Here is a 26,528-nt window from a genome sequence, read left to right as displayed (position 1 = left end):
CACAACCACGAGCGCCCCCACCGGGCTTACCGATGAGGGCGCGCGAAACCTGACGTCAACGGACCGCTTCGTGCAGGTCGAGCAGGTCGACCCGGACGTACTTGCCGTCGGCCAGGGCGTTCACGACCGTGCGCAGAGCCTTGGCGGTGCGCCCGCCGCGGCCGATGACCTTGCCCAGGTCGTCAGGGTGCACTCGGACCTCCAGGACGCGCCCGCTGCGGATGCGGCGTGCGCGGACCCGGACATCGTCGGGATGTTCGACGATGCCCTTCACGAGGTGCTCGAGTGCCTCCTCAAGCACGTCAGCCCTCGCCCTCGGACGGGGTCTCGGCGGGGGCCTCGGCCTCGTCCTTCTTCTTGGACCTCTTCGGCGTCGTGGCGGTGGTGGCGGTCTCGCCACCGGCCAGGGCCTCCTTGGCGGCGGCCTCGTAGACGGCGTGCCTGTCGGGCGCCGGCTCGGCCACCTTGAGAGGCGCCGGGGCGGGCTCGCCCTTGAACTTCTGCCAGTCGCCGGTGAGCTTGAGCAGCTTGAGCACCGGCTCGGTCGGCTGCGCGCCGACACCCAGCCAGTAAGCGGCACGCTCACCATTGATCTCGATGCGCGAAGGGTGTTCCTTCGGGTGGTACAGACCGATCTCCTCGATCGCACGGCCGTCACGCTTGGTGCGGCTGTCGGCGACGATGATGCGGTACTGAGCGTTGCGGATCATGCCGAGCCGCTTGAGCTTGATCTTGACTGCCACGGGTGTGGTCTCTCCTGCGTTCACAGACACGAGTGAGCGGCTTCTCATCGAGTGGGGCACGATGCGAGCCCGCTCAAGGGACAAACGTGACCTGCGGGAGGTGAGAGGGCACCCGCCTGGTCACGGTGTTCCAACATGTCATTGTGCCAGACACCGGACACTGCCCGGGACCCACACGCCCGCCGCCACGAAGATTACTTCTGGCCGGGCAGCCGCAGCTTCGACGGGTCGAAGCCGGGGGGCAGCTCGACGCCCGGAGGCAGCTTGCCGCCGAGGTTGCCCAGCGCGCCGCCCTTCTTGGGCGCGGCGGGGGCCTCGTCGGCCGCGGCCGCCTTGCCGAGCGCGGCCTTGCGCGGGTCGCCGCTCACGCGCCGCCCCTTCTTGGCCTTCTTGGAGGACTTGGCCGCCTTGCCCTTGCCGCCCGGCATGCCGGGGATGCCCATGCCGCCGGCCATCCGCTTCATCATCTTCTGGGCCTCGAAGAAGCGGGTGACCAGGTTGTTGACGGCGCTGACCGTGGTGCCGGAGCCGTTCGCGATGCGGGCCCGCCGGGAGCCGTTGATGATCTTCGGGTCCTGCCGCTCGGCCGGGGTCATCGAACGGATGATGGCGGCGATGCGGTCGAGGTCGCGGTCGTCGATCGAGTTGATCTGGTCGCGCATCTGCCCCATGCCGGGCATCATGCCGAGCAGGTTCTTGATGGGGCCCATCTTCTGGACCATCATCATCTGCTCGAGGAAGTCCTCCAGCGTGAAGTTCTCGCCCGAGGTGAGCTTGCCCGCCATCTTGGCGGCCTGCTCCTCGTCGAACGTCTTCTGGGCCTGCTCGATCAGGGTGAGGATGTCACCCATGTCGAGGATCCTGGAGGCCATCCGGTCGGGGTGGAAGGCGTCGAAGTCTTCCAGCTTCTCGCCGGTGGAGGCGAACATGATCGGGCGGCCGGTGATGTGGCGCACCGACAGGGCCGCGCCGCCGCGGGCGTCGCCGTCGAGCTTGGTGAGCACCACGCCGTCGAAGCCGACGCCGTCCATGAACGCCTGGGCCGTGGTGACGGCGTCCTGGCCGATCATGGCGTCGACCACGAACATGATCTCGTCGGGCTGGACCGCGTCGCGGATGTCGGCGGCCTGCCGCATGAGCTCCTGGTCGATGCCGAGGCGGCCGGCGGTGTCGATGATGACGATGTCGTGCTGCTGGCGCCTGGCCTCGTCGATCGAGCGGCGGGCGACGTCGACCGGGTCGCCGACCCCGTTGCCGGGCTCCGGAGCGTAGACCGCGACCTGCGCCCGCTCGCCCATCACCTGGAGCTGCTGCACCGCGTTGGGGCGCTGGAGGTCGGCGGCGACCATCAGCGGCACGTGGCCCTGCTCGCGCAGCCACTTGGCGAGCTTGCCCGCCAGCGTGGTCTTGCCGGAGCCCTGGAGACCGGCGAGCATGATCACGGTCGGCGGCGTCTTGGCGTAACGCAGCCTGCGCGTCTCGCCGCCCAGGATCTCGATCAGCTCGTCGTTGACGATCTTGACGACCTGCTGCGCCGGGTTGAGCGCCTGCGAGACCTCCGCACCGCGGGCGCGCTCCTTGACCCGGGCGACGAACGCCTTGACCACCGGGAGCGCGACATCGGCCTCGAGCAGCGCGATGCGGATCTCGCGGGTGGTCGCGTCGATGTCGGCGTCGGACAGCCGACCCTTGGATCGGAGGGAGGAGAAGACCGATGTCAGCCGGTCGGAAAGCGTCTCGAACACGTGGTTGGCCAGTCCTCGAAGCGAATGTGGGTCTACTCTCAGCCTATCCGCTTCGCTAGCCGTTCCAGCCTGGCACGGCCATCCGGACCGACAACGCGTGCTCCACGAGGTTGATCAGAGCGCCCTTGACCGAGTCCTTCGTACGCGCGTCGAGACGGAGGAGCGGGATGTGCGGCGCGAGCGTGAGCGCCTCACGGACCTCGTTGTCGCCGTGCGGGTACCGTCCGTCCCAGCCGTTGATGCCCACGATGAAGGGCAGCTTGGCCTCTTCGAAGTAGTCGATGGCCGGGAAGCTGTCGGCGAGCCGGCGCGTGTCGACCAGCACGACCGCGCCGATCGCGCCCTTCACCAGGTCGTCCCACATGAACCAGAACCGGTGCTGGCCCGGCGTGCCGAACAGATAGAGGATCAGGTCACGGTCCAGGGACACCCGCCCGAAGTCCATGGCCACCGTGGTGGTCGTCTTGAGCGGGGTCATGCCGAGGTCGTCGATCCCCGCCGACGCGTCGGTCATCACGGCCTCGGTCGTCAGCGGCATGATCTCGGACACGGCGCCGACGAACGTCGTCTTGCCCACCCCGAAGCCGCCGGCCACCACGATCTTCGCCGAGGTGAGCCCGGGGCTAGAGCCTGCGAAGTCCACTGAGCACCCTTTCCAGCAGGTTGACATCCGGCCTGCCCTCGTCCAGCTGCGGCTGGTGCACCCGGACCAGGCCCTCAGCGGCCATGTCGGCGATCAGCACCCGCGCCACGCCCAAGGGCATCCGTAACAGCGCCGACACCTCCGCGACCGACCGCACCTGACGGCAGAGATGGCTGATCGCCTGGTATTCGGGAGTGATGTGGGAGAACTCCCGGTGCTCGGCCGTCGCCGACGACACCAGGGCCTCCATCGCGAGCTTGACCCTGGGCGCGGTCCGCCCGCCGGTCACCGCGTAGGGACGGACCGGCGAGGCCGGGTCGTTGCTCGACGGCGGAGGCGGCTGGGGAGTCCAGCCGCCGCTGTTCCATCTGGGGTCCGTCACCTACATCACCTGGTCTGGCTGGCGCGCAGCTCGGCACGCACCGCCGGGGTCAGCACCTTGCCGGCGCGATCCACCATCAACGTCATCTGGTACGCGACCAGTCCCATGTCGCAGTCCGGAGCGGCGAGCACTCCCAGACAGGAACCGTCGCTAATGGACATGATCAGCATGAGCCCCCGTTGCATCTCCACGATCGTCTGGTTCACGGCGCCGCCCTCGAACACCCGGGCCGCGCCCTGGGTCAGGCTCACCAGCCCGGAGGCGATCGCCGCCAGCTGGTCGGCCCGGTCCACCGGAAACCCGGCCGACGTGGCCAGGGGCAGTCCGTCAGACGACACCACCACCGCATGCGCGACACCGGGAACACTGTTGACGAAGTCCGTGACCAACCAGTCCACTCCCCGCGCCGCCTGGCTCAGGTCGTTCACGCGCCCTCCTCCCTGTTCTCCCTCGGGTCAGAGACGTTCGCCCTGCCCTCGCTGATGTCGTCGCGTGCCGCACGGAAGCCCTTCTGGAAGCTCGCCAGCCGGCTGCGCACCCGGTCCGGTGAGATCGCGGGCATCGGGGCGACCCCCTTGGGCGCCGCGGCCGTGTCGGCCGAGCCCGGCACCAGGTTCGCCTTCGGCACCCGCTTGGGCAACCCTGAGGCCGTCGCGCCGTCCCGTACGGGTTCGGCCGCCGCCTGCGCCGCGGTCCATCCCGCGTCCGCCTTGGCCGACCCCCACGCGCCGCTGCTGCCACCGCGCTCGAACCAGGCCGACTCCACCGAGGCGAAGATCGGCAGGTAGTCGTCCCCTCCCGAGGAGGCGTTGACCGCGGGCATGGGGCCGGTGGCCCCCGACTCGGCCGTCTCCGGGAAGTCGTACGCCTGCTTGCCGCGGTTGGCCGGGTTCCTGGTCGGCAGCGGGTCGGCGGGGCGCTCGATCGGCGGCGCCTGCTCGTTCGTCCAGCTGCCGGGGACGCGCGAGGGGATCCACACGTCGTCGGTGTCGAACCCGCCGCCGCCGCGCGGATCGGACGGCCACGCGCCCGAGCCGCCGCCGTTGGACGGCCACTGCACGTTGGTGGCGGGCCAGGAGCCGCTGGGTTCCGCACTCCCCGGGTACGAGGGGTGCGCCGGGCTCATCTGGAAGCCGTTGTCGCCCCACTGGGGCACGGGCGGCGGCGAGGTGAAGGCCTCGGCCCGGGCGCGCTGCATGCCGGCCAGCGCCCCGGCGGCGCCGGCCGCGCCGTCGAAGCCCTGCGTCTGCGCGCCCAGCAGGCTCTCGGGCACCAGCACCATCGCGGTGAGCCCGCCGCCGCTCTGCGTCCTGAGCTGTACGCGGATGCCGTGCCGCTGTGCCAGCCGGGAGACCACGAACAGGCCCATGCGGCGCGAGACCGAGACGTCCACGGCCACGGTCTGGGCGAGCCGCTCGTTGGCCTGGACGAGTTCTTCCTGGGTCATGCCGATGCCGGAGTCGCTGATGGACAGCATCACGCCGCCGCCGTCGATCCGGCTGCCCGACACCGTCACCCGGGTCTCGCGCGGGGAGAACGACAGCGCGTTCTCCACCAGCTCGGCGATCAGGTGGATGACGTCGTTGACGGCCTGGCCGGCGACGGAGACGCCGTCGGGGACCTGGAGCACGACCCGCTCGTAGTTCTCGACCTCGGAGAGCGAGGCGCGGGCCACGTCGACCATCTTGACGGGCTGGCTCCACCGGCGGGGCGGCTCCTGGCCGGCGAGGACCAGCAGGTTCTCGGAGTTGCGGCGCATGCGGGTGGCCAGGTGGTCCAGCTTGAACAGGTTGGCCAGCCGCTGCTCGTCCTGCTCACCTTGCTCCAGGCCGTCGATCAGGGTGATCTGCCGCTCGACCAGCGTCTGGCTGCGCCGCGACAGGTTCACGAACATCGCGTTGACGTTGGCGCGCAGGCGGGACTCCTCGCCCGCCAGCCGCACCGCTTCCCGGTGCACCTCGTCGAACGCCCGCGCGACTTCACCGATCTCGTCCTTGGAGGAGATCTGGATGGGCGGCACGTGCAGCGACTCCGGATCCGCCTCGCCCTCGCGCAGCTGGCGCACCAGGCCGGGCAGCGTCTTGCCGGCGACCTTGAGCGCGTCCCCGCGCAGTCGCCTCAGCGGCCGTACGAGCGAGCGCGCCATGACGGCGGTGACCACGAGGACCAGCGCCAGCAGCAGGATGACCAGGCCGATGCTGAAGGCGGCCGCCTGCCGGTCGGCGCCCTGCAGGTCGGCGCTGCGGGTGGCGATCTGCTGCGAGAGGGCCTTCTGCACCTCGTTCTGCTTGTCGACCGTCCGTGTGATGGAGTCGTACCACTTGTCGACGTCCTTGGTGGTCGTGGTGTCCAGGCGCTGCAGCGCCGTCCCCGCGTTGTGCAGGAAGATCGCGCGGTTGGCGTAGAACTCGGCCCGGCCGACCTCGACGCTGGTGACCGTGTTGTCGAAGTGCTGGCGCTGGGCCGGCGTGGCGGCGCTGCGGAAGGTCGCCCGCTCGCTCTCGCGGCGGGCTCGGGCGTCGACGAAGGCGTTGAACTCGGGTCCGGTGAACTCGTTCTTCAGCAGCGCGGCGGACAGCAGCGCGCGCTGCTTGGAGGTCTCCTCCTCGGCCCGCGCCACGGCGCGCATGGCCGTGCTGGTCGAGGTGATCTGCTCGTCGGCCGCGCCCTGGCCGACCTCGTCGAAGAGCTGCAGCAGATCGCTGATGACCTCGCTGTACTTCTCGATGGTCGGCAGCGGCGGGAGCTGGCTTCCCTGGATCGTCTTGCGCATCGTGGGCAGCTGCCCGAGCCGGAAGCGGGTGAGTTCCAGACGCCTCTGGCCCAGATCCGACAGCAGGCCCTGGGCGGAGCCCGATATTCCGAGTAAGCGCTTGGCGCTGGCGTCGACGATGTCCTGCTGCGTGGTCAGCGGCTGCAGTTCGCCCTGTCTGCGGTTGGAGGCGACGTAGCGGGCGGCCCGGTCGCGCTCGACCGCCAGGTTGTGCGCGAGCTCCCCGACACTGCTCATCAGCGTGTTGACCTCACCGACCTGCGCGTACTGCTGGGCGCTGCCGATGGAGGTGCCGACGCGCAGCGCGCCGAGGAGGACGCCGACGATCGTCGGGATGGCGATGAGGGCGATGAGGCGCGTCCGTACTCGCCAGTTACGCAGAGCGAACGAGCTGCCCGGCTTGGGCAGCGGCCGGTCCGCCGGCGCCAGCGTGGAAACGGGCGGTCCCGGCAGGTCTTGCGCCCTGCTACGACCGGAATCGGTCGCTGGTGTCCTCACTGTGGCAACCTCTCGCCATAGCCTGCTGCTTAGTGGGGATCACGCGCATTTGGCACGCCGACGCGTGATCGCAGGCAAGTTCGGTGCCCAATTTGAGCACAAACCTCATAGTTGAGCCAACGCCTCACGAGTTTTCCATCGTCCAGAGGGCCGCTTTGTTCGAGCCGCTAGCTTCCGTTTACGGAGAGCTACGATCTTCCGATTCGGACATATGACCCTTTAGATGACAGAAAGTAATATATGCGACTATAAAGCGAGAAGTCGTGTTAAGCAGAAAAGTAGGGGATTCGAGACGGATCGGCTTCAGCTCTGATCCCCCCTCCGGTACGCTTCACGCCCGGCGATCGAATGCCGCGCTCCAATAGCTTCCCCCTGGTAGGAGACCTTCCCCATGACACGCAACCTGCGCTGTCGCGCCATTGCCGTCGGCGCCGCAGTCGCACTCGCCCTTACCGCCTGTGGCAGCGGCGGCGAGTCCCCCGACACGACGGCCAACGCCGACGGTCTGGAAAAGACCACCATCAAGGTGGGAGCCCTCCCCATTCCCGACTCCGTGTCGCTCTATATCGCGAACGCCAAGGGCTACTTCAAGGAGGAGGGCCTCACGGTCGAGCCGGTCACCATTACCGGTGGCGCGGCCGCGATCCCGCAAGTCGAGAACGGCTCACTCGACATCTCCATGACGAACTACGTCTCGACCTTCTCCGCTGTCGAGGCCGGCAAGAAGATCAAGCTCGTCGCGGACATGTACCAGGCCGCTGAAAACAACTTCAACATCATGGTCCCGAAGGACTCGCCGATTAACGCGGTGGCGGACCTCAAGGGCAAGACCATCCTGGTCAACAACCTGCGCAACGTCGCCACGCTTGCCGTGACGACGCAGCTGAAGGTCGCCGGTCTTACTGAAAACGACGTCAAATTCGCGGAGAAGCCGTTCCCCGAGATGGGCAACGCCATCGCGAGCGGCCAGGCCGACGCCGGCTGGATCACCGAGCCGTTCATCACCGCGACGCAGAGCCAGCTCGGCTTCCGCAAGCTCGCCGACACGATGACCGGTGAGACCGAGAACCTGCCCATCGCCGGCTGGATGGCCACCGAGGAGTGGGCGCAGAAGCACCCGAAGACGCTGGCCGCCTTCCAGCGCGCGATCTCCAAGGCCCAGGCGCTCGCCTCCAGCGACCGCAAGGAGGTCGAGGCGATGGTCCCGACGTACACGAAGATCACGCCGGAGGTCGCTTCGGTGATCACGCTCGGCACCTACCCGAGCGAGCTGAACGCCGACCGGCTGCAGAAGGTCGCCGACCTGATGCTCGAGTACAAGTACCTCGAGAAGCCGATCGACGTGAAGTCGATCATCGTGGCTCCCCCAGCAGCAGGATGAGAAGTGCCCAACTGACCCGCGGCGCCATCGGCGTCGCGGGCTTCCTCATTCTCGGCGAGCTGGTCGTCAGACTCTGGGTGTCCCGGACGTTCGACTTCCCGGCTCCGTCGGTGATCCTGTACGAAGCCGCGCTCCTCCTGGCGGACCCCGAGTTCCTCGAAGGAATGCTGGTCACGATCGGCAACTGGGCGCTCGGCCTGCTGGTCGCGATCGGCGTCGGGGTGCCGCTGGGCGTGCTGCTCGGCGCGCTGCCCCGGGCGGAGCAGGCGGTCCGGCCGCTGCTGGAGTTCATGCGGCCGATCCCGTCGGTGGCGATCATCCCGCTGGCGATCCTGCTCATCCCCGAAGACTCGCTGATGAAGGTCTCGGTCATCGTCTACGCGTCGCTGTGGCCGATCCTCATCAACACCCTGTACGGCATGCATGACGTCGACCCGCTGGCCAAGGAGTCGATGCGGACCTTCGGGTTCGGCCCGCTGGCGGTGCTGGCCCGGGTCAGCCTGCCCAGCGCCGCGCCGTTCATGGCCACCGGCGTGCGGATCGCCGCCGGGATCGCGCTGGTGCTGGCCGTGAGCGCGGAGCTGCTGGCCGGCGGCGTCAACGGCATCGGCGTGTTCGCGGTCGCGGCCGGCTCGGGCAACCGGATGGACCTGATCATGGCGGCCACGCTGTGGGCCGGGATCTTCGGCGTAGTGGCGAACCTGGCGTTGCAGACGGCCGAGCGGCGCCTGTTCCGCTGGCACTGGCTGCGGACGGGAGGGGCGCGGACGTGAAAGTGCTCAACCGGCTCTGGTTCGTACCCCTGGTGATAGTCGCCTGGGAGCTGGTCACCCGTTTCGTCTACGTGGACGACGACTTCCCGCCTCCCAGCGAGATCGTCGTGCGGATGTACGAGCTGTGGTTCTCCGGACCGGCCTCCCGGCTGTTCCTCACCGATGACGCGTTCGCCAACATCATGCCCAGCCTCGGCCGCATGTTCGGCGGCTGGGTCCTCGCCTCGCTGATCGGCGTGGTGGTGGGGGTGGTCCTGGGGCGCTCGCGGACCATCTCCGGGTACGTGGACGGGCTGATCGAGTTCGGCCGGGCGGTGCCGCCGCCGATGCTGCTGCCGCTGTTCCTCGTGCTGTTCCAGTCGGGCCTGGCGACGCAGCTGGCCACGATCGTGTTCGGCGTCATCTGGCCGGTGCTGCTCAACAGCATCGACGGCGCCCGGTCGGTGGACCGCACCTACACCGAGACCGCCACCGTGTTCGGGCTGTCGAAGGCCCAGCACCTGCGGGTGGTCGTCATCCCCGCGGCGTCACCGAAGATCTTCGCCGGGCTGCGGCTGAGCCTGTCGCTGGCGCTGATCCTCATGGTGCTCTCGGAGATCTTCGGCGGCACCGACGGCATCGGCTACCAGATGCTGCAGGCGCAGCGGAGCTTCGACGCGGCCGGCGTCTGGTCGGCGATCGCGCTGCTCGGCGTGCTCGGCTATCTGGTGAACGCGCTGTTCGTGCTGGCCGAACGGCGGGTCCTGGTGTGGCATCGCCAGGCCACCCGCAGACCATGACGATACGAGATCGAGAAAGGAATCCATGCGTCACTCCGACGACCTCATCTGGGACGCGATGGCGGATCTTTCCCGCTTCGCGGCCCTGCTGACCATGGCCGAGCTGGGCGTGGCCGACGAGCTGGCCCACGGCCCGCTCGAGCCGGCCGAGCTGGCCAGGCGGTGCGAGGCGGATCCGCGCGCGCTCCGCAGGGTGCTGCGCGAGCTGGCGGCCATGGGCCTGGTGCGGCGTGCCGGAGACGACCGTTACGACCTCTCCGAACGGGGCACCGCGCTGCGCTCGGACGTCCCCGGCTCGCTGCGCTCGTCGATCCGGATGCTGGGCGACGAGAGGCTCTGGTATGCGATGGGCAACCTGCCCGCCACCGTCCGCTCGGGATCGTCGGCGCTCACGGCCCGCTACGGCCCTCTCTACGAGAGCCTGGCCACCGACCCCGAGGCGAGCAGGATCTTCGGCGAATACATGTCGACCAGGGCGATCCCGTTCATCGAGGGCCTGGTGAAAGGCTACGACTTCACCGGCGTGCACAGCCTGGTGGACGTGGGCGGCGGGCGGGGACACATCCTGTCGGCGATCCTGCGGGCCAACCCCGAGATGCGCGGAGTGCTGCTCGACCGGGAGCACGTCGTCGAGCAGGCCAGGCAGGCGCTCGCGGACGACGGTCTGGCCGGCCGCTGCGAGCTGGTGCCGGGCGACTTCTTCCGGTCGGTCCCGGAGGGCCGGGACGCCTACCTGCTCGGCAGCGTGCTGCACAACTGGGACGACGAGGACGCGGTGGCGATCCTGCGCACGGTGCGCCAGGCGATGAGCCCGACCGGCCGGGTGCTGATCCTGGAGATCGTGCTGCCCGACGACGACGCTCCCCACCTGGGCAAGGACCTCGACATGCGGATGCTCGCCGTCTTCGACGGCGGCGCCGAGCGCAGCAGGGCGGAGTACGGTGCGCTGCTCGCCCGCGCGGACCTCACCCTGACCAGGGTCGTCGGCCTGGAGGCCGCCGCCAGCGTGATCGAGGCGGTTCCCGCCTAGCCGTTCCAGCCGGGGACGGCGGTGCGCACGGTCAGGGCGTGCTCGACCAGGTGGATGAGCGCGCCCTTCACCGATTCCTTGGAGCGCGCGTCCAGGCGGATGAGCGGGATGTGCGGGACCAGCGAGAGCGCGTCGCGTACCTCGCTGTCGGGGTGCGGATACTGCCCGTCCCAGCCGTTGACGCCCACGATGAAGGGCAGCTGGGCCTCCTCGAAGTAGTCGATGGCCGGGAAGCTGTCGGCGAGCCGGCGCGTGTCGACCAGCACCACGGCCCCGATCGCGCCGCGCACCAGGTCGTCCCACATGAACCAGAACCGGTGCTGACCCGGCGTGCCGAACAGATAGAGGATCAGGTCACGGTCCAGGGACACCCGCCCGAAGTCCATGGCCACGGTCGTGGTCGACTTCAGCGGCGTCATGCCGAGGTCGTCGATCCCCGCCGACGCGTCGGTCATCACGGCCTCGGTCGTCAACGGCATGATCTCCGACACGGCGCCGACGAACGTCGTCTTGCCCACCCCGAAGCCGCCGGCCACCACTATTTTGGTCGAGGTCAATTCCCCGCTAGAGCCTGCGAAGTCCACTGAGCACCCTTTCCAGCAAGTTGACGTCCGGACGGCCGGCATCCAGCTGCGGCTGGTGCACGCGTACGAGCCCTTCAGCCGCCATGTCGGCGATCAGCACCCGCGCCACCCCCAGGGGGATGTGCAGCAGAGCCGACACCTCGGCGACCGACCGCACCTGACGACACAATCGGGAAATCGCTTGATATTCAGGGGTTATATGGGAGAACTCCCGGTGTTCGGCGGTGGCCGACGACACCAGCGCCTCCATCGCCAGCTTGACCCGCGGCGCCGTCCGCCCGCCGGTCACCGCGTAAGGCCGCACCGGCGACGCCGGGTCGGCCTGCGATCGGGGCGGGAGGCCCTGCTCCCAGCCGCCGCTGTTCCACCGCGAATCCGTCACCCGCATCACCTGGTCTGGGCCGCGCGCAGTTCCGCACGCACCGCGGGCGTGAGCACTTGCCCCGCCCGGTCCACCATCAAGGTCATCTGGTACGCCACCAGGCCCATGTCACAGTCGGGGGCGGCCAGCACCGCCAGGCAGGAGCCGTCCGAGACCGACATGATGAGCATCAGCCCCCGCTGCATCTCGACGATGGTCTGCGCCACCCCGCCGCCTTCGAACACCCGGGCCGCTCCCGCGGTCAGCGACACCAGGCCGGACGCGATGGCCGCGAGCTGATCAGCCCTGTCCGCGGGGAACCCCGACGAGGCCGCCAGCGGCAGCCCGTCGGAGGAGACCACCACGGCGTGCGCCACGCCCGGCACCGTGCTGACGAAATCGGTGATCAACCAGTCCACGCCACGTGCGGCATGGCTCAGCTCGTTCATAGGTCCTCGCCTGTGTCGTCGTTCCTGCCGTTGATGCCGCCGAAGGTGTTCCCTCCGGACGCGTTCCCGCCGAAGGCCGGGCCGGGCGGGGGCGTGTTCGCCGGTGTCCGGCCGCCGTTGATGTCGTCGCGCGCCGCGCGGAAGCCCTGCTGGAAGCTCGACAGCCGGGAGCGGGTCCGATCCGGCGAGACGGCGGGCACCGGCATGACGCCCTTGGGCGCCGACGCGGTCTCGGCCGAGCCGGGCACCAGGTTCGCCCTGGGCACCCGCTTGGGCAGCCCGGCCGCGGTCGAGCCGTCGCGTACCGGCTCCACGGCCGCCTGCGCCGCCGACCAGCCCTCGTCCGCCTTCGACGAGCTCCAGCTCGAACCGCCGCGCTCGAACCAGGCCGACTCCACCGCGGCGTAGATCGGCAGGTAGTCGTCCCCGCTGCCGGAGGAGCCGGGGCCGACGGCCGGGAGCGGGCCGGTGGACGGCTCGCTGCCGGGGAACTCGTACTTCGGCCGCTCCGGCGGGTCGATGCGCTCGCCGTACGCGTAGCCCATGGGCTGCCGCTGGTCGGGCATGCCACGGCGGGGCATCGGCGGGTTGCCGCCGTTCCATCCGGGGGTGCGCGGGGGCACCCAGTCGTTGGTCTCGTACGACCCGCCGCCGCCCCGGCTGGGCTCCGGCCAGCTTCCGTCCGGCGGCCACGGCGGGGCCGGCCAGACGGAGCCGGCGCCGTCCGCTCCGACGTCGGGGCCTGGGAAGGAGGGGTGTCCGGGGCCCATCGGGAAGACGTTGAGCGGCATCGGCGCGGGCTGGGGCCCGGTGTACGCGTCGCCCTGGCCGCCGGACGCGCCCGCGAGGGCGGCCGACTGGGCGAGCAGCGACTCGGGGATGAGCACCATCGCGGTCAGCCCGCCCGAGGCGTGCGGGCGCAACTGCACCCGGACGCCGTGCCGGTGCGCCAGCCTGGCCACCACGTACAGGCCCATGCGGCGCGAGACCGCGACGTCCATGCCGGGCGTGTCCGTCAGCCGTTCGTTGGCCTGGGCGAGCTCTTCCTGGGTCATGCCGATGCCCGAGTCGGTGATCGACAGCATCACGCCGCCGCCGTCGATCCGGCTGCCCGAGAGCGTCACGCGGGTCTCGCGCGGGGAGAAGGACAGCGCGTTCTCCACCAGCTCGGCCAGCAGGTGGATCACGTCGTTGACGGCCTGACCGGCGATCGACACCCCGTCGGGGACCTGGAGCACCACCCGCTCGTATCCCTCCACCTCCGACAGCGAGGCGCGGGCCACGTCGACCATCTTGACGGGCTGGCTCCACCGGCGGGGCGGGTCCTGACCGGCGAGGACCAGCAGGTTCTCGGAGTTGCGGCGCATGCGGGTGGCCAGGTGGTCCAGCTTGAACAGGTTGGCCAGCCGCTGCTCGTCCTGCTCGCCCTGCTCCAGGCCGTCGATCAGGGTGATCTGCCGCTCGACCAGCGTCTGGCTGCGCCGCGACAGGTTCACGAACATCGCGTTGACGTTGGCGCGCAGCCGCGCCTCCTCGCCCGCCAGCCGCACCGCTTCCCGGTGCACCTCGTCGAACGCCCGCGCCACCTCGCCGATCTCGTCCTCGGTCTTGACCCCGATCGGCGCGACGGGGGCGGGCGTCGCGTCACCGCTGTCGCGCAGCGTGCGCACGGTCTCCGGCAGGCGGTGGTTGGCCACGTCCAGCGCCTCTCGGCGCAGCCTCCGCAGCGGCCTGATCAGGGAGCGGGCGATGAGCGTGATGACGGCGAGCACCACGAGCAGCAGGATCATGATGAGCCCGGCCGAGATCAGCGCGGCCCTGTTGGCGCCGTCCTCCAGCGCGCGGGCGCGCAGGATGAGGGAGGAGGACAGCGAGGTCTCCACCTTCCGCATCGCCTCGATCTTGCCGGAGCTCACGTCGAACCAGGTGGCGACGTCCTTGGCCGGGTCGGTGCCGATGCTCAGCGGCCGGTTCTGCGCCGACTGCGCGATGGCCCGCAACCGGAACAGGTCAGTCTGGTCGATGTCCTGGCCCACGACCACGTTGCGGAAGAGTTCGAGCTGGTCCTGCGTCGCCAGCGTGGCGAAGAGCGTCTCCTCGCTCTCCTCCCGCGCCTTGGACGTGGTGAGGGAGTCCAGCTCGCCGGCGTCGAAGCTCTTCTTGTCCAGCGCGCTGGCCAGGATGCCGCGCTGCCTGGACGCCTGCTCCTTGGCCCGCGCGATCGCCGCCATGGCGCCCGCGGTGTGCGCGACCACGTCGTCGACGGCGACCTGGCCGAGCTGGTCGTGGAACTGCAGGATGCCCGCGTTGATCTGGGAGTACTTGACGATCGTCGGCAACGGCTGGATCTTGCCCTCGACGGCGGTGTCGCGCAGCGCCCGGATCTCCTCCAGCCTGCGCAGCACCGGGCGGACGGCGTCGCCGTGGGTGTCGTTCACGGCGGTGGCGCGCTGCCTGACGTCCGCGATGAGGTCGTCGACCTCGTTGTGGATGCCGCGCAGCTGCGGCTCGCGCACGTCGGGCCTGCCCTGGGCGATGTAGAGAGCGGTCTCGTCCCGCTCGGCGGCGAGCGCGTGGGAGACCGCGCCGAGCGACTCGCTCAGCTCGGCGACCTCGCGCAGGGTCTGGTACGTGTTCGCGTCCTGGAGCGAGGTGATCACGTTCAGGCCGCCCAGGGCGACGCCCACGGCCGTGGGCACCGCGATGAGCGCGACCAGGCGCGATCGCACGTGCCAGTTGCCCAGACGGAATCTGCTCGGGAAAGGTCTGGTCCGGTGTCGGTCCTGGTGGCCGTGCGGTTCGCGGTCAACGGAAGCTACAGCACCCTGCTTACTCACTGCCTTCGCAACCTCTCGCCCCGGACGGGGAATCTCGATGACCATTGCGGGTGGGGGCTCATTGACTATCGAGATGAGGGCCATTTCGAGCACGGGGCGCCTAATCGTCCCCGATATCGCGACACGGTCACCAGACCGCCCATCACGTCATGAGAAATGAGGGCAGCCGACTCACAGCTCGTATTGGCCGATCATCGAACGCATCACCAGTATCGGGAACCCACCCATCACCTCCTTCACCGCCCGACCCGAGCCCCTCAACCCCAGTCAAGGCAGGCGAAAGCACGAAGATTGTTAATTGTTCAAGCCAATCACCACGATAGAACGTCAAACCGGCAATGCAACCATAAGTGTTATTTTCGCGATGATGGAGCGCCATCTGGTGCTACCGTCAGTGCTTGTTGCGTGTCCAGGCGCACCTCCCGCGAGAAACAGACCACCCCCCTACCTTCAGGCTCCGTCTAACCGTGCGAAGGGAGTCCCAGACATGAGGCTTGGCCGTCCTAGCAGGGCCGCCGTCATCGGGCTGGTCCTGGCGCTGGGAATCACCGCGTGCAGCGGTGACAGCACCACGACCAGCGCGCCGACCTCAACCGCTGCCGCCAACGGCGGCCTGGAGAAGACCGAGATCAAGGTCGTCGGCCTGCCGGCCATCGACACGGCCGCCCTGTACGTGGCCATCGACCAGAAACTGTTCGAGAAGGAGGGGCTCAAGGTCACGCCGCAGATCGTGCAGTCGTCCCCCGAGGCCATTCCCATGCTCCTGAATGGCGAGATCGACGCCATGTTCGGCAATTACGTGTCCATGTTCCAGGCCCACGACCAGGGCGCGCTGAAGCTGCGGATCCTGGCCGAGGGCTCTCGCGCGGCCCCGGATTCCCTGAGTGTGATGGCTTTGCCTGATTCGCCGATCAGGTCGGCCAAGGACCTCGAAGGCAAGACGATCAACGTGAACGTCCTGCACAATTTCCAGGAGCTCGCGCTGACCCAGGTCCTAAAAGCAAATAATGTCGATCCGAAAAAGATCAAATACGTCCAGGTGACGTTCCAGAACATCATGCCGGCCTGGCAGAAGGGCCAGATCGACGCGGCTTACCTGGGTGAGCCCATGGTGACCGCGGCGACCTCCCAGATGGGCGCCCGTAAGATTCTCGACCCGGCGTCCGGCCCGGCCGCCGAGTTCCCCATCTCGGGCTACGTCAGCACCCAGGAATGGTACGAGAAGAACCCGAACACGGCCGCCGCCTTCCAGCGCGCGCTGCACGCCGCGGCCAAGATGATGGAGTCCAACCGCGAGCTCGTCGTCGACGTGCTGCCCAACTTCACCCAGATCGAGAAGGCGACCGCCGCCACCGTCACGTTCCCGTACTTCTCCAGCTCCGACAACCCGGTGCGGCTGCAGCGGGTGGCCGACTGGATGGTCGAGGCCGGATGGCTCGGCAAGGACATCGACGTCGCGTCGCTGATGTCGCCCACCACCTCGGGGTGAACGCCCCCGTACTCACCCGCTCGCCTCTGGCGCGTCCCCGGTCCTCCCGGTGGGCGCGCCGCGTGACGGGAGCGCTCGCGTTCGCCGCGCTGGTGGAGATCGCGGGGCGGGCCGGCCTGGCCGAGTTCCTGCCGCCCGCCTCGGAGATCCTCCAGCGCGCCGCAGCCCTGCTGTTCGACGAGGGCTTCCGCGCGCACGCGGGCACGAGCGTGCTCGCGTGGGCGATCGGGCTGGCCGTGGCGGCGCTGGTCGCGGTGCCGCTCGGCGTGCTGTTCGGCAGCGTCCCGGTGATCGACGCGGCGACGCGGGCGATCGTGGAGTTCCTGCGGCCCATCCCGTCCGTGGCGCTCATCCCGCTGGTGGCGCTGCTCATCGGGACCGGCCTGCAGCTGCGCGTCACGCTGGTGATCTACGCCGCCGTCTGGCCCATCCTCTACAACACGATGTACGGGTTGCGCGGCGTGGACCCGGTGGCCAGGGAGTCCCTGCGCTCCTACGGCTTCGGCCGTCTCTCGGTGCTGTGGTGGGTGTCGCTGCCCTCGGCGGCGCCGTTCATCATGACCGGCTTCCGGCTGGCCACCGGGGTGGCGCTCATCCTGACCGTCAGCACCGAGATCGTGGCCGGGCGGGGCGAGGGCATCGGCGTGTTCATCTACTTCGCCGGCATCGCGGTGCCGGCCCGGATGGACGACATCCTCGCCGGGGTCGTCTGGGTGGGGCTGTTCGGCGTGGTGGTCAACGCCCTGCTGGTGGCGGCCGAGCGGCGGCTGTTCCGGTGGCATCACACACGCGTGGGAGGCGGCTCATGACCAGGTTGGGCGGGGCGCTGCTCCGGTGGCCGCTGCTGATCGTGCTCGTGATCCTCTGGGAGGTCGCGACCAGGGCCGCGGGCAGCGCGTTCTTCCCGCCGCCGTCCACGATCGTGACCCGGATGCACGCCCTGTGGTTCTCCGGGCCGCCCGGCAGGCTGTTCCTGACCGACCAGGCCGTGGCGGACATCCTGCCGAGCCTGGGCAGGATGGCGGGTGGGCTGGCCGGCGGCGCCACCGCCGGGATCCTGCTCGGGCTGGCGCTCGGGCTGTCCTCCAGGGCCTACGACTATCTCGACGGCGTGCTGCAGTTCCTGCGGGCGATCCCGCCGCCGGCGCTGGTGACGGTGTTCCTCGTGGTGTTCGGCTTCGGGATGCGGATGCAGCTCGCCTTCATCATGTTCAGCATCATCTGGCCGGTGCTGCTCAACACCGCCGACGGCGCCCGCGCGGTGGAGCCGCTCTACCTGGAGACCGGGCGGGCCTTCCGGCTGTCGCGCCGGGAACGGGTGCTGCGCATCGTGCTGCCCGCCGCGCTGCCGAAGGTGTTCGCCGGGCTGCGGCTGGCCCTGTCGCTGTCACTGATCGTCACCGTCTTCGCCGAGCTGCTGCCCGGCACCACGAACGGCATCGGCTTCCAGCTGACGGTCGCGTACTCGATGTTCAACCTGCCGGCGATGTGGGCCGGGATCGTGCTCCTGGGCGTCCTGGGCTATCTGCTGAACGAGGTGTTCCTGGTCGTCGAGCGCCGTGTGCTGGGCTGGCATCACGCCCGCGAGACGGCGGGCGCCTGACATGAACCTGTGCGGCGTTACCATGTGCAACCAATCTGGCCTTCGGTAGAGTCGCCGTGTTATCTCTGGATTCGCCCCCTTTTAGGACAATCGCCTTGCTTGAGATAGAGAACCTCACCCACATCTACGGCGGCGGCGGGCCCAGCGCGCACCACGCCATCGACCAGCTCAACCTGAGCGTGGCCGAGGGCGAGTTACTGTGCATCGTGGGCCCCTCCGGCTGCGGCAAGTCCACCCTCCTGCGGTCCATCGCCGGCTTGATCACCCCGACCGGCGGCCGCATCAAGGTCGACGGAGAGCTGGTCAGGCAGACCCCCGACAACCTCGCCGTGGTGTTCCAGGACTACAGCCGGTCCCTGTTCCCCTGGATGTCGGTGGCCGACAACGTGGCGCTGCCGCTGCGCCGCAAGAACATGGACAAGAAGCGCCGCCGCGAGGCCGCGGCCGAGGCGCTGGAGTCGGTGGGACTGTCCGGCGCGGGCCGCAAGTACCCGTTCCAGCTCTCCGGCGGCATGCAGCAGCGGGTGGCGATCGCCCGCGCGCTGGCCTACCGGCCCACGCTGATGCTCATGGACGAGCCGTTCGGCTCGGTCGACGCGCAGACCCGCGAGGACCTTGAGGACCTCGTGCTCAAGGTGCGCGGGCATCACAAGATGACGATCGTGCTGATCACCCACGACATCGACGAGAGCGTGTACGTGGGCGACCGCGTGGTGGTGCTCTCCAAGGCGCCCGCGCACGTCGTCGCCGACCTCCAGGTGGACCTGCCGTCGCCGCGCGACCAGATCAACACCCGCGAGCACCCCGACTTCGTCCACCTGCGTGCCGAAGTGGGCCGCCTGGTCCGCGGCCAGCCGGTGGCCCACTGACCTCCCGGGGGCGCGCCGGAGACACACGGCGGCCGCCGCCGGAACGCGGCGGCGGCCGTTCTCCCGTCCGGATCAGGCGGGGGCGTGCATGTGGCGGGACAGCGCGTGCTCGACCAGCGCGATCAGGGTGGCCTTGACCGAGTCCCTGACGCGGGCGTCCAGCCGCACGATCGGGGTCTGCGGGCCGATCGACAGCGCCTCGCGCACCTCGTCCTCCGAGTGGGCGAACTGCCCGTCCCAGCCGTTGATGCCGATGACGAACGGCAGCTTGGCCTCTTCGAAGTAGTCGATCGCGGGGAAGCTGTCCGCCAGCCGGCGGGTGTCGAGCAGCACGACCGCGCCGATGGCGCCGCGTACGAGGTCGTCCCACATGAACCAGAACCGGTGCTGACCGGGCGTGCCGAACAGGTAGAGGATCAGCTCCCGGTCCAGCGACACGCGGCCGAAGTCCATGGCCACCGTGGTGGTCGTCTTGTTGGGGGTGAGCGAGACGTCGTCCACACCGGCCGACGCGTCCGTCATCACCGCCTCCGTGGTGAGCGGCAGGATTTCGGACACCGCTTTCACGAACGTCGTCTTGCCCACGCCGAACCCGCCCGCCACGACGATCTTCGTCGAGGTGAGCCCGGCGCTAGAGCCTGCGAAGTCCACTGAGCACCCTTTCCAGCAGGTTGAGGTCCGGCTTGCCCGCGTCCAGGGCAGGCTGGTGCACGCGGATCAGGCCTTCTGACGCCATGTCGGCGATCAGCACCCGGACCACCCCCAGAGGTTGCTTCAAGAGGGCGGAGATCTCGGCAACTGACCGGACGTTCCGAGTCAGCTGAATGATCGCCTGATATTCCGGACTCAGCATTGAAATGTCTTGGTATTCGGACGTCACGGAGGACACCAGCGCCTCCATGGCGAACTTCATCCGCGGGGCGGTTCGCCCCCCGGTCACGGCGTACGGCCGGACCAGGGAGCTGGACTTCGGCGGACGGGGAGCCGACGGATGCGGCGGAGTATTGCTATCACCAGCCCAACCCTGACCTGACACCATGATCTCCTGTCACCGCCCGGCTAGCGGGGGCGGGCCGCCTGCAGTTCAGCGCGTACGGCAGGCGTCAGCACCTGCCCCGCACGCTCGACCAACAGCGTCATCTGATAGGCCACCAGGCCCATGTCACAGTCGGGTGCGGCCAGAACCGCCAAACAGGAGCCGTCGCTGATCGACATGATCATCAACAGTCCGCGTTGCATCTCGATGACGGTCTGGGTCACCATCCCGCCCTCGAAAACCCGGGCGGCGCCCTGGGTCAGGCTGATCACGCCCGAGGCCACCGCGGCGAGCTGGTCGGCCCGGTCCTTGGGAAAGCCCTCGGAGTAGGCCAACGGCAGGCCGTCGGCCGACACCACGACGGTGTGCGCGACGCCGGGCACGTTGTTGACGAAATCAGTGATCAGCCAGTTGATGCCACGCGCTCCCTGGCTCAACTCTCTCATTGCTCCTCCTCATTCACATCTCCGCGGGTGAACGCGCGGCCTTGCCGTACACCTTGCTGGAAACTCGACAGCCGGCTCCGCAGCCGCTCGGGCGAGATCTGCGGAGCGGGCGAGGTGACCGCAGGTTCGGCGAGGCTCGCCGTACCGGGGACCAGGTTGGCCTTGGGCACGCGGCGCGGCAGGCCGGACGACGTGGTGCCGCCCTGCGCGGGCTGGGCGGCGGCCTGCGCGGCCTGCCAGCCGCTGTCGGCGGGAGAGGACCACGACGCGCCCGCGCCCGACTGACCCGGAGTGCGCTGCGGCAGCACCGGACGGTCGGTCACCGCCGCGTGCTGCGCCGTCTCCGCCTCCTCCACCGGAGCGGCGGCCCGGAGCTCAGGCTCCGCGCTCTGCTCGGACTCGGGCCGGCGGAACCAGTCGGAGCCGACGGAGGAGAAGATCGGCAGGAACTCCTCGCCCTGCTCCTCCATCGGCGAGTTGCGCACCGCGGGAAGCGGGCCGGTCAGGTCCTGAGAGGAGTACTCGCCGGGCCCGAACGGGTCGGCGCTGCCGTTCGACGGGTAGGACTGGGCGGCCTTGACCGTCTCCGCGAAGGAGGGCCAGCGCTGGTCGCCGAACGAGTTCGACTCCGCGCCGAAGGGCTGGCTCGGCTCCGCCCCGAAGGGCGCCTGCGGGGCCGGGTCGCCGAAGGATCCCCAGCGCGGCTCCTCCCGCTGCGGCGGCGGCTCCGTGGCGAAGGACGGCCACTGGGCCTCGTCGCGCCGCGCCGCGGGGTCCTCGGCGAACGAGGGCCAGCGCGGCTGGTCCTGCTGCGCGGGCGGCTCGTCGGCGAAGGACGGCCAGCGCGGCTCCTCGGCCTTGGCCGGCGGCGGCTGGTCGGCGAACGACGGCCAGCGGGAGTCGTCGGAGTTGACCGGCGGCTGCTCGGCGAAGGACGGCCAGCGGGGCTCGCCCTGCTGGCCGGCGGCGGGCTGCTCGGTGAACGGCGGCCAGTCCTGCTTGCCGGGCTCGGGGTAGGACGGCCAGCCCTCGCCACCGGGCGCCGGGATCGTGCCCGGCCACTGGGTGTCGAGCGGCGCGCTGTCGCTTCCCCGGACGTCCTTCGTCTCCATGGACAGGGACGACGGGGCGGGGAAGACCGAGCCGTTGGCCGCCGCGGCGGCGGAGTCGAACTGGGACGGGTCGAAGCTGGTGAACGCGTCGTACTGGGAGCGCTGGTGCGGCACCGAGCCCTGCCCGCCGATGAGCAGCGTCGCGGGCAGCAGCACCATCGCGCTCAGGCCGCCGCGCTCGCGCTGCTTGAGCTGGACGCGGACGCCGTGGCGCAGAGCCAGGCGGCCGACCACGAACAGGCCCATGCGCCGCGAGACGGCGACGTCCACGACCGGCGGGTTGGCCAGCCGCCAGTTTGCCTCGCCCAGTTCCTCGGGGCTCATGCCGATGCCCTGGTCGTTGATGGTCACCAGCACGCCGCCCTCGGCGGTCTGGCTGCTGACCTGCACCTTGCTCTCGCGCGGCGAGAACGAGATGGCGTTCTCGATCAGCTCGGCCAGCAGGTGGACGGTGTCGGTGACCGCCGGGCCGGCGACCTGGATGCCGGACGGGATCTGGATCTGGACGCGCTCGTAGTTCTCGACCTCGGACAGCGAGGCGCGGGCCACGTCGACCAGCGGCACCGGCTCGCTCCACTTCCGCGCGGCCTCCTGGCCGGCGAGGACCAGGAGGTTCTCGCTGTTGCGGCGCATGCGGGTGGCGAGGTGGTCCAGGCGGAACAGGTTGGCGAGCCGCTGCTCGTCCTCCTCGCCCTGCTCCAGGCCCTCGATGAGCTGCAGCTGCCGTTCGACCAGAGTCTGGCTGCGGCGGGAGAGGTTGACGAACATCGCGTTGACGTTGGCGCGCAGCTTGGCCTCGTCGCCGGCCAGCCGGATCGCCTCGCGGTGGACCTCGTCGAAGGCCCGGGCCACTTCCCCGATCTCGTCGCGGGTGTTGACGCCGATCGACGGGACCTCGGGGATCTGGGCGCCCTCGCCACCCTCGCGGAGGATGCGGACCGTCTCCGGCAGCCGGGTGGTGGCCACCTGGAGCGCCTCGGCGCGCAGCCGGCGCAGCGGGCGGACCAGCGAACCGGCTACCCGGCTGGTGATCACCAGGACGAGGAGCAGCAGGATCAGGATGGTCGCGCCGGAGATGATCGCGTTGCGCTGCTCGGCGTCGCTCAGCTCCCTGGTCTGGGTCACGACCCTGGTGGCCAGGCTGTCCTCGACCTTGCGCATGGCGTTGCCCGCCAGCGTCGTGCTCTCGTACCAGAGGCTGAGGTCACGCCGGGTGGTGATGTCGAGGTCCCTGATGGTGGAGTACTCGCGCAGCTGGGCCAGCGCCCGCTGGCGCATCGCATCGGCGCGGTCGATCTCCGGGCCGCGCATGGCCTGCCGGTAGGCGGCCTGGTCGGCGGTGCGCGCCTCCTGCGTGAAGCTGTCGAGCTCCGACTGCTGCCGGTTCCAGGAGCCCAGGAAGTCGGACAGGTCGTCGTAGTCCAGCTTCCGCTCGACCAGGGCGACGACCAGGATGCCCTGCTGGCGGGAGACCTCTTCCTTGGCCCGCTGCAGCGCCGTCAGCGCGGCCGCGTCACCCTGGAGCCCGTCGTCGGCGATGCCCTCACCGAGGTCGTTCTGCAGGTTGGCGAGCACCCCGATCATGTCGGTGAAGGTGCTGATGGACGCGCGGGGCGGGACGTTCTGGGCGGTCATCGAGTCACGCAGGCCGTCGAGGCCGTTCAGCCAGCGCAGGATGCCGTCGACGTCGGCGCGCACGCGGGCGGCGTGGCTGTCGTCGATCGCACCTGCCGCCTCAATTACCCGCTTTTTGGCGTTATCGACCGTTCCACGCTGGGTACGCAACTGGGCGAGACGCCCCGCACGACGGCGGTCGGCGATGTACCAGGCGGTGAGCGTGCGCTCCTTGCCCAGCTCGTGGGCGAGCGCTCCGACGCGCTGCGCCAGCTCGGCCACCTCGGTGAGGCGCCGATACTCGGTGCTCGTGTTGATCGCGCTCGCGAGCTGCAAACCGGCGAGCAGCACACCCACGACCGTGGGGATGAGGATCAGTGCTACCAGCCTCGAGCGCACGCGCCAGTTCGCCAGCCGGAAACGTCCGCCTGTGTTGTCCCCCGGCCTCGTGTGCTTGGGGTTTTCCGTCCTCACTGACTCTCGCTACCTCTCGCCTTACGTGCTCGAAGAAATCAGACACGCGTGTGGCGCATGGGAATCTGCCGGGCTGGGTAATTGGAACACACTCCGTACCAGATCGGCCAACCGAACATATCCCATCAAATGCGCCCAAGTAGGCATTTTGGGCGACATTCCGCCGCACACGCTTTCAGGCTGGCCTGAAGGAGTCCCGCTCAGCGGGCGCCGCGTGTTTGATCATGAGATGCCGCGTCACCGCGTACTCCAGGACCGCCTCCTGGCTCATGTCCTTGCCGGACCCGCTGCCCTTGACCCCGCCGTGCGGAGCCTCGCTGGCGATCGGGAGATGGTCGTTGACCCAGGTCACACCCACGTCCAGCCGGTGTGAGACGCGCATGGCGCGGGCCACGTCGCGCGACCAGATCGACGAGGCCAGACCGTAACGGGTGTCGTTGGCCAGCCGCACCGCCTCGTCCTCGCCGTCGAAGGGCAGGACCACGAGCACCGGCCCGAACAGCTCGCCCTGGACGATCTCGCTGTCCTGTGCGACATCCGTCACAAGCGTGGGCGGGTAGTAGAAGCCCGGCCCGGCGACCGGCGCGCCGCCGTGCGCGATCCGGCCTCCGGAACGTGCCACGAAGCCGTGCACGCGCTCCCGGTGCGTCTCGGAGATCAGCGGGCCGATGTCGGTCTCCGGGTCCCAGGGGTCGCCGGCCCGGATTTCGGCAAGAGTTGCCCGCAGCGCCTCCACGACCTCGTCGTAGACCTGCCGGGCCACGTACACGCGGGTGGCGGCCGTGCAGTCCTGGCCGGTGTTGTACGTGGCGCCCATGGCCACGCCGCGGGCCATCTCGGCCAGGTCGGCGTCCTCGAAGACCAGCGCCGGAGCCTTGCCGCCGAGCTCCAGGTGGACCCGCTTGAGCGTGGCTGCGGCGCCGGTCATGACGGCCCGGCCGGTCTCGGTGGAGCCGGTCACGCTCACCATGTCGACCCCCGGGTCGGTGACCAGGGCCTGGCCGACCTCGGCGCCGCCGGTGACCGCCTGTACGAGCCCGGCGGGCGCGCCCGCCTTGGCGAACAGCTCGGCCAGCCGCAGCGTCGTGCGCGGCGTCTGGGGAGCCGGCTTGATCACCACGGCGTTGCCGGCGGCGACCGCCGGGCCGACCTTCCAGACGGCCATGACCAGCGGGAAGTTCCACGGCGCGATCGACCCGACCACCCCGACGGGGCGGCGCAGCAGCACCGAGGTGTAGCCGGAGCTGAAGACCCCGGCGCCGGTGCCGTCGAGCGAGCGGGCGGCCCCGGCGAAGAACCGCAGGTTGTCGGCGAGGAAGGGCAGCTCGCCGTCCCTGAAGACGGCCGCGGGCTTGCCGGTCTCCTCGACCTCCAGCCTGGTCAGCTCCTCGGCCTCGGCCTCCACCAGGTCCGCCACCCGGAGCAGCAGCTTGGCGCGCTCGGCCGGCGTGGCCTCGCCCCACTCCGCGGAGGCCGTGCGGGCCCGCCGGACGGCGGCCTCGACGGCCTCCACGGGAGTGTCGGGCACCTCGGCGCAGGCGGTGCCGGTGGCCGGGTTGATCAACGTACGCATGAACTTACTTTCCTCGCTGGCCCCGGCCGCCTAGCTGCGGCCGAGCTCCTCGATCAGGTCGGCGGCCCTGCGGAGGCCGTCGCGGCGGCGGATCTCCTCGCCGGCGGCGGCCAGCTTGGCGCGCATCTCTTCGTCGCCGAGGAGGCGGTCGAGCGCCCCCGTCAGCTCCTCGTCGGTGAAGGTGTAGGTGGAAAGCCTGACACCATAGCCGAGTTCGTGCACCCGCTGGGCGTTGTCGTACTGGTCCCAGAAGAGCGGCAGCAGGATCATCGGCTTGCCGAAGTGGAGCGCCTCGGTGGTGGTGTTGTTGCCGCCGTGCGTGATGACCAGGTCACACTGCGGGATGATCTTCGTCTGGGGCAGGAACTCGGCGCCCCACATGTTGCCGGCGAGCTTGATCTCCTCGTGCAGCGGGCCCATGGAGACGACGTACTGGTGAGGCGTGGTCCCCAGCACGTCGATCACCCGCTGCATGAGCCCCACGTCGGCCGAGCCGAGCGAGCCGAGCGAGAAGTAGACCAGCGAGGCGCCCTCGTTGCGCTCGAAGGGCAGCTCGAAGTCCTCGTCGGTCTCGCGCACCGAGGAGTCGAGCCGGTGCCAGTTGGCGCCCAGCGGGCGGGCGTCGACGTAGTCGAGCAGCTCCGGGTACACGTAGAGGTTCAGGTCGCCCTCGTGGATGAAGTCGAGCTCGGGCAGCGGCTCGGTGCCCTGCTCGACGCACCACTCGTTCCAGGCGGTCCACATCTCGCGGTGGGTGCGGTCGTACTCGGCACGGAAGGCGTCCCACTCGGCGCGGTCGGCGGCGGGCAGGCCGGAGAAGACCGGCGGGATGCCCTCGCCGCGGACCTCCAGCGGGTTGCAGGAGACGATGCGGACGAACTTCTTGCCGGCGGTCAGCAGCGCCGGGAAGGTGAGCACGTTGTCCTCGACGATGACGTCCGGCTGGACCCGCTCGATGATCTCCTTGAGCTGCGGCTCGCAGTACTTGGCGCCGTCGATCAGTTCCTTCCAGATCGGAGCGGTGACGGTCTCCAGCTGCTCGCGGGTGCTCTTGCGGTATTCGGGCGCGGTGTCGCGGATGAAGTCCTTCCAGAACTGGCCCGGGTCCTGCTCCTCCTCGGCCGGAGGCGCGAGGTCGACCAGGTCCTCCTCGAACCCGAGCGCCTCGAGCTTGCCCTTCCACGACGCCTCGGCGGCGAAGACGACGCGGTGGCCGCGGCGGCGGAGGATGTCGCCGATGCCGGCGCTGTTGTTGGTCGGGCCGTAGGCGCTTTCCGGCATGAACAGGATGGTGAGAGACATGTGCGCTCCGGGGGAGATCTAGCTTTTGAAGG

General features: G+C 69.6%; 25 protein-coding genes. 8 read left to right on the top strand and 17 right to left on the bottom strand.

Annotated elements, in window-relative coordinates:
* Positions 1 to 55 precede the first annotated feature (55 nt).
* The 7 genes from KME79_RS25140 to KME79_RS25110 form a co-directional block, all read right to left on the bottom strand.
* Entirely contained in the window at positions 56 to 301 is a 246-nt protein-coding gene (locus tag KME79_RS25140) for an RNA-binding protein (protein ID WP_148033779.1), read from the bottom strand.
* 1 nt (position 302) lies between these two features.
* Positions 303 to 743 (bottom strand): 30S ribosomal protein S16, encoded by a 441-nt coding sequence (gene rpsP, locus KME79_RS25135; protein WP_148033780.1) that lies wholly within the window; start codon positions 741 to 743, stop codon positions 303 to 305.
* A 194-nt stretch (positions 744 to 937) separates the two neighbouring features.
* Positions 938 to 2,488, bottom strand: coding sequence for a signal recognition particle protein (gene ffh / locus KME79_RS25130; RefSeq protein WP_148033781.1), 1,551 nt, complete (start codon positions 2,486 to 2,488; stop codon positions 938 to 940).
* Positions 2,489 to 2,543: 55 nt separating this feature from the next.
* Entirely contained in the window at positions 2,544 to 3,158 is a 615-nt protein-coding gene (locus tag KME79_RS25125) for a GTP-binding protein (RefSeq protein WP_148033782.1), read from the bottom strand.
* Positions 3,112 to 3,513: a DUF742 domain-containing protein gene (locus KME79_RS25120; protein WP_148033783.1), complete on the bottom strand. Its 402-nt coding sequence runs from the start codon at positions 3,511 to 3,513 to the stop codon at positions 3,112 to 3,114. Before KME79_RS25120 ends, KME79_RS25125 begins: the two co-directional genes overlap by 47 nt.
* A gap of 5 nt (positions 3,514 to 3,518) precedes the next feature.
* Positions 3,519 to 3,941, bottom strand: a complete 423-nt coding sequence (locus tag KME79_RS25115; RefSeq protein ID WP_148033784.1) for a roadblock/LC7 domain-containing protein — start codon at positions 3,939 to 3,941, stop codon at positions 3,519 to 3,521.
* Positions 3,938 to 6,784 carry a sensor histidine kinase gene (locus tag KME79_RS25110; RefSeq protein WP_219546584.1) on the bottom strand — a complete coding sequence of 949 codons (2,847 nt, stop codon included), beginning with the start codon at positions 6,782 to 6,784 and terminating at the stop codon, positions 3,938 to 3,940. The genes KME79_RS25115 and KME79_RS25110 overlap by 4 nt, the downstream gene beginning before the upstream one ends.
* A gap of 391 nt (positions 6,785 to 7,175) precedes the next feature.
* Here KME79_RS25110 and KME79_RS25105 point away from each other — a divergent pair, with 391 nt between their 5' ends.
* The 4 genes from KME79_RS25105 to KME79_RS25090 are packed head-to-tail and all read left to right on the top strand — an operon-like array spanning position 7,176 to position 10,747.
* A complete protein-coding gene (locus tag KME79_RS25105; protein ID WP_246640377.1) occupies positions 7,176 to 8,165 on the top strand; it encodes an ABC transporter substrate-binding protein in 990 nt (329 codons plus the stop codon).
* Positions 8,162 to 8,938 (top strand): ABC transporter permease, encoded by a 777-nt coding sequence (locus KME79_RS25100; RefSeq protein ID WP_148033786.1) that lies wholly within the window; start codon positions 8,162 to 8,164, stop codon positions 8,936 to 8,938. The genes KME79_RS25105 and KME79_RS25100 overlap by 4 nt, the downstream gene beginning before the upstream one ends.
* On the top strand, positions 8,935 to 9,717 hold the full coding sequence (locus KME79_RS25095) for an ABC transporter permease (RefSeq protein ID WP_219546583.1): 783 nt from the start codon (positions 8,935 to 8,937) through the stop codon (positions 9,715 to 9,717). Before KME79_RS25100 ends, KME79_RS25095 begins: the two co-directional genes overlap by 4 nt.
* A gap of 25 nt (positions 9,718 to 9,742) precedes the next feature.
* Positions 9,743 to 10,747 carry a methyltransferase gene (locus KME79_RS25090; RefSeq protein WP_148033788.1) on the top strand — a complete coding sequence of 335 codons (1,005 nt, stop codon included), beginning with the start codon at positions 9,743 to 9,745 and terminating at the stop codon, positions 10,745 to 10,747.
* Here the strand turns inward: KME79_RS25090 and KME79_RS25085 are convergent.
* The 4 genes from KME79_RS25085 to KME79_RS25070 all read right to left on the bottom strand — a co-directional run bounded on the left by KME79_RS25085 (position 10,744) and on the right by KME79_RS25070 (position 14,870).
* A complete protein-coding gene (locus tag KME79_RS25085; protein ID WP_148033789.1) occupies positions 10,744 to 11,304 on the bottom strand; it encodes a GTP-binding protein in 561 nt (186 codons plus the stop codon). The genes KME79_RS25090 and KME79_RS25085 overlap by 4 nt on opposite strands.
* A gap of 7 nt (positions 11,305 to 11,311) precedes the next feature.
* The gene (locus tag KME79_RS25080; RefSeq protein ID WP_148034881.1) at positions 11,312 to 11,635 is read right to left on the bottom strand and encodes a DUF742 domain-containing protein; all 324 of its coding nucleotides are present in this window, start codon (positions 11,633 to 11,635) and stop codon (positions 11,312 to 11,314) included.
* A gap of 83 nt (positions 11,636 to 11,718) precedes the next feature.
* A complete protein-coding gene (locus tag KME79_RS25075) occupies positions 11,719 to 12,141 on the bottom strand; it encodes a roadblock/LC7 domain-containing protein (RefSeq protein WP_148033790.1) in 423 nt (140 codons plus the stop codon).
* Positions 12,138 to 14,870, bottom strand: coding sequence for a sensor histidine kinase (locus KME79_RS25070; protein WP_187281343.1), 2,733 nt, complete (start codon positions 14,868 to 14,870; stop codon positions 12,138 to 12,140). The genes KME79_RS25075 and KME79_RS25070 overlap by 4 nt, the downstream gene beginning before the upstream one ends.
* Positions 14,871 to 15,465: 595 nt before the next feature.
* Here KME79_RS25070 and KME79_RS25065 point away from each other — a divergent pair.
* From KME79_RS25065 to KME79_RS25050, 4 genes are all read left to right on the top strand, one after another.
* A complete protein-coding gene (locus KME79_RS25065) occupies positions 15,466 to 16,467 on the top strand; it encodes an ABC transporter substrate-binding protein (protein WP_187281344.1) in 1,002 nt (333 codons plus the stop codon).
* Positions 16,468 to 16,529: 62 nt separating this feature from the next.
* Positions 16,530 to 17,276, top strand: a complete 747-nt coding sequence (locus KME79_RS25060) for an ABC transporter permease (protein ID WP_308249041.1) — start codon at positions 16,530 to 16,532, stop codon at positions 17,274 to 17,276.
* Complete coding sequence (locus KME79_RS25055; RefSeq protein ID WP_219546581.1) at positions 17,273 to 18,070, top strand: ABC transporter permease; 798 nt, start codon at positions 17,273 to 17,275, stop codon at positions 18,068 to 18,070. The genes KME79_RS25060 and KME79_RS25055 overlap by 4 nt, the downstream gene beginning before the upstream one ends.
* A 95-nt stretch (positions 18,071 to 18,165) precedes the next feature.
* Positions 18,166 to 18,939, top strand: coding sequence for an ABC transporter ATP-binding protein (locus KME79_RS25050; RefSeq protein WP_187281345.1), 774 nt, complete (start codon positions 18,166 to 18,168; stop codon positions 18,937 to 18,939).
* 72 nt (positions 18,940 to 19,011) lie between these two features.
* On the opposite strand, the gene KME79_RS25045 is transcribed toward KME79_RS25050, so the two are convergent.
* The 6 genes from KME79_RS25045 to KME79_RS25020 form a co-directional block, all read right to left on the bottom strand.
* Complete coding sequence (locus KME79_RS25045; protein ID WP_148033795.1) at positions 19,012 to 19,590, bottom strand: GTP-binding protein; 579 nt, start codon at positions 19,588 to 19,590, stop codon at positions 19,012 to 19,014.
* Positions 19,571 to 19,978 carry a DUF742 domain-containing protein gene (locus KME79_RS25040; protein WP_246640375.1) on the bottom strand — a complete coding sequence of 136 codons (408 nt, stop codon included), beginning with the start codon at positions 19,976 to 19,978 and terminating at the stop codon, positions 19,571 to 19,573. Before KME79_RS25040 ends, KME79_RS25045 begins: the two co-directional genes overlap by 20 nt.
* Positions 19,979 to 19,998: 20 nt before the next feature.
* Positions 19,999 to 20,421, bottom strand: a complete 423-nt coding sequence (locus KME79_RS25035) for a roadblock/LC7 domain-containing protein (RefSeq protein ID WP_148033796.1) — start codon at positions 20,419 to 20,421, stop codon at positions 19,999 to 20,001.
* Complete coding sequence (locus tag KME79_RS25030) at positions 20,418 to 23,546, bottom strand: sensor histidine kinase (RefSeq protein WP_219546580.1); 3,129 nt, start codon at positions 23,544 to 23,546, stop codon at positions 20,418 to 20,420. Before KME79_RS25030 ends, KME79_RS25035 begins: the two co-directional genes overlap by 4 nt.
* Positions 23,547 to 23,796: 250 nt before the next feature.
* Positions 23,797 to 25,194 (bottom strand): aminobutyraldehyde dehydrogenase, encoded by a 1,398-nt coding sequence (locus tag KME79_RS25025; protein ID WP_148033798.1) that lies wholly within the window; start codon positions 25,192 to 25,194, stop codon positions 23,797 to 23,799.
* A 30-nt stretch (positions 25,195 to 25,224) separates the two neighbouring features.
* On the bottom strand, positions 25,225 to 26,496 hold the full coding sequence (locus tag KME79_RS25020; RefSeq protein WP_219546579.1) for a glycosyltransferase: 1,272 nt from the start codon (positions 26,494 to 26,496) through the stop codon (positions 25,225 to 25,227).
* Between the last annotated feature and the right edge of the window lie 32 nt (positions 26,497 to 26,528).

The organism is Nonomuraea harbinensis (assembly GCF_019396385.1).
GTDB lineage: Bacteria > Actinomycetota > Actinomycetes > Streptosporangiales > Streptosporangiaceae > Nonomuraea > Nonomuraea ferruginea.
This window is presented reverse-complemented; position numbering and strand designations above follow the sequence as displayed.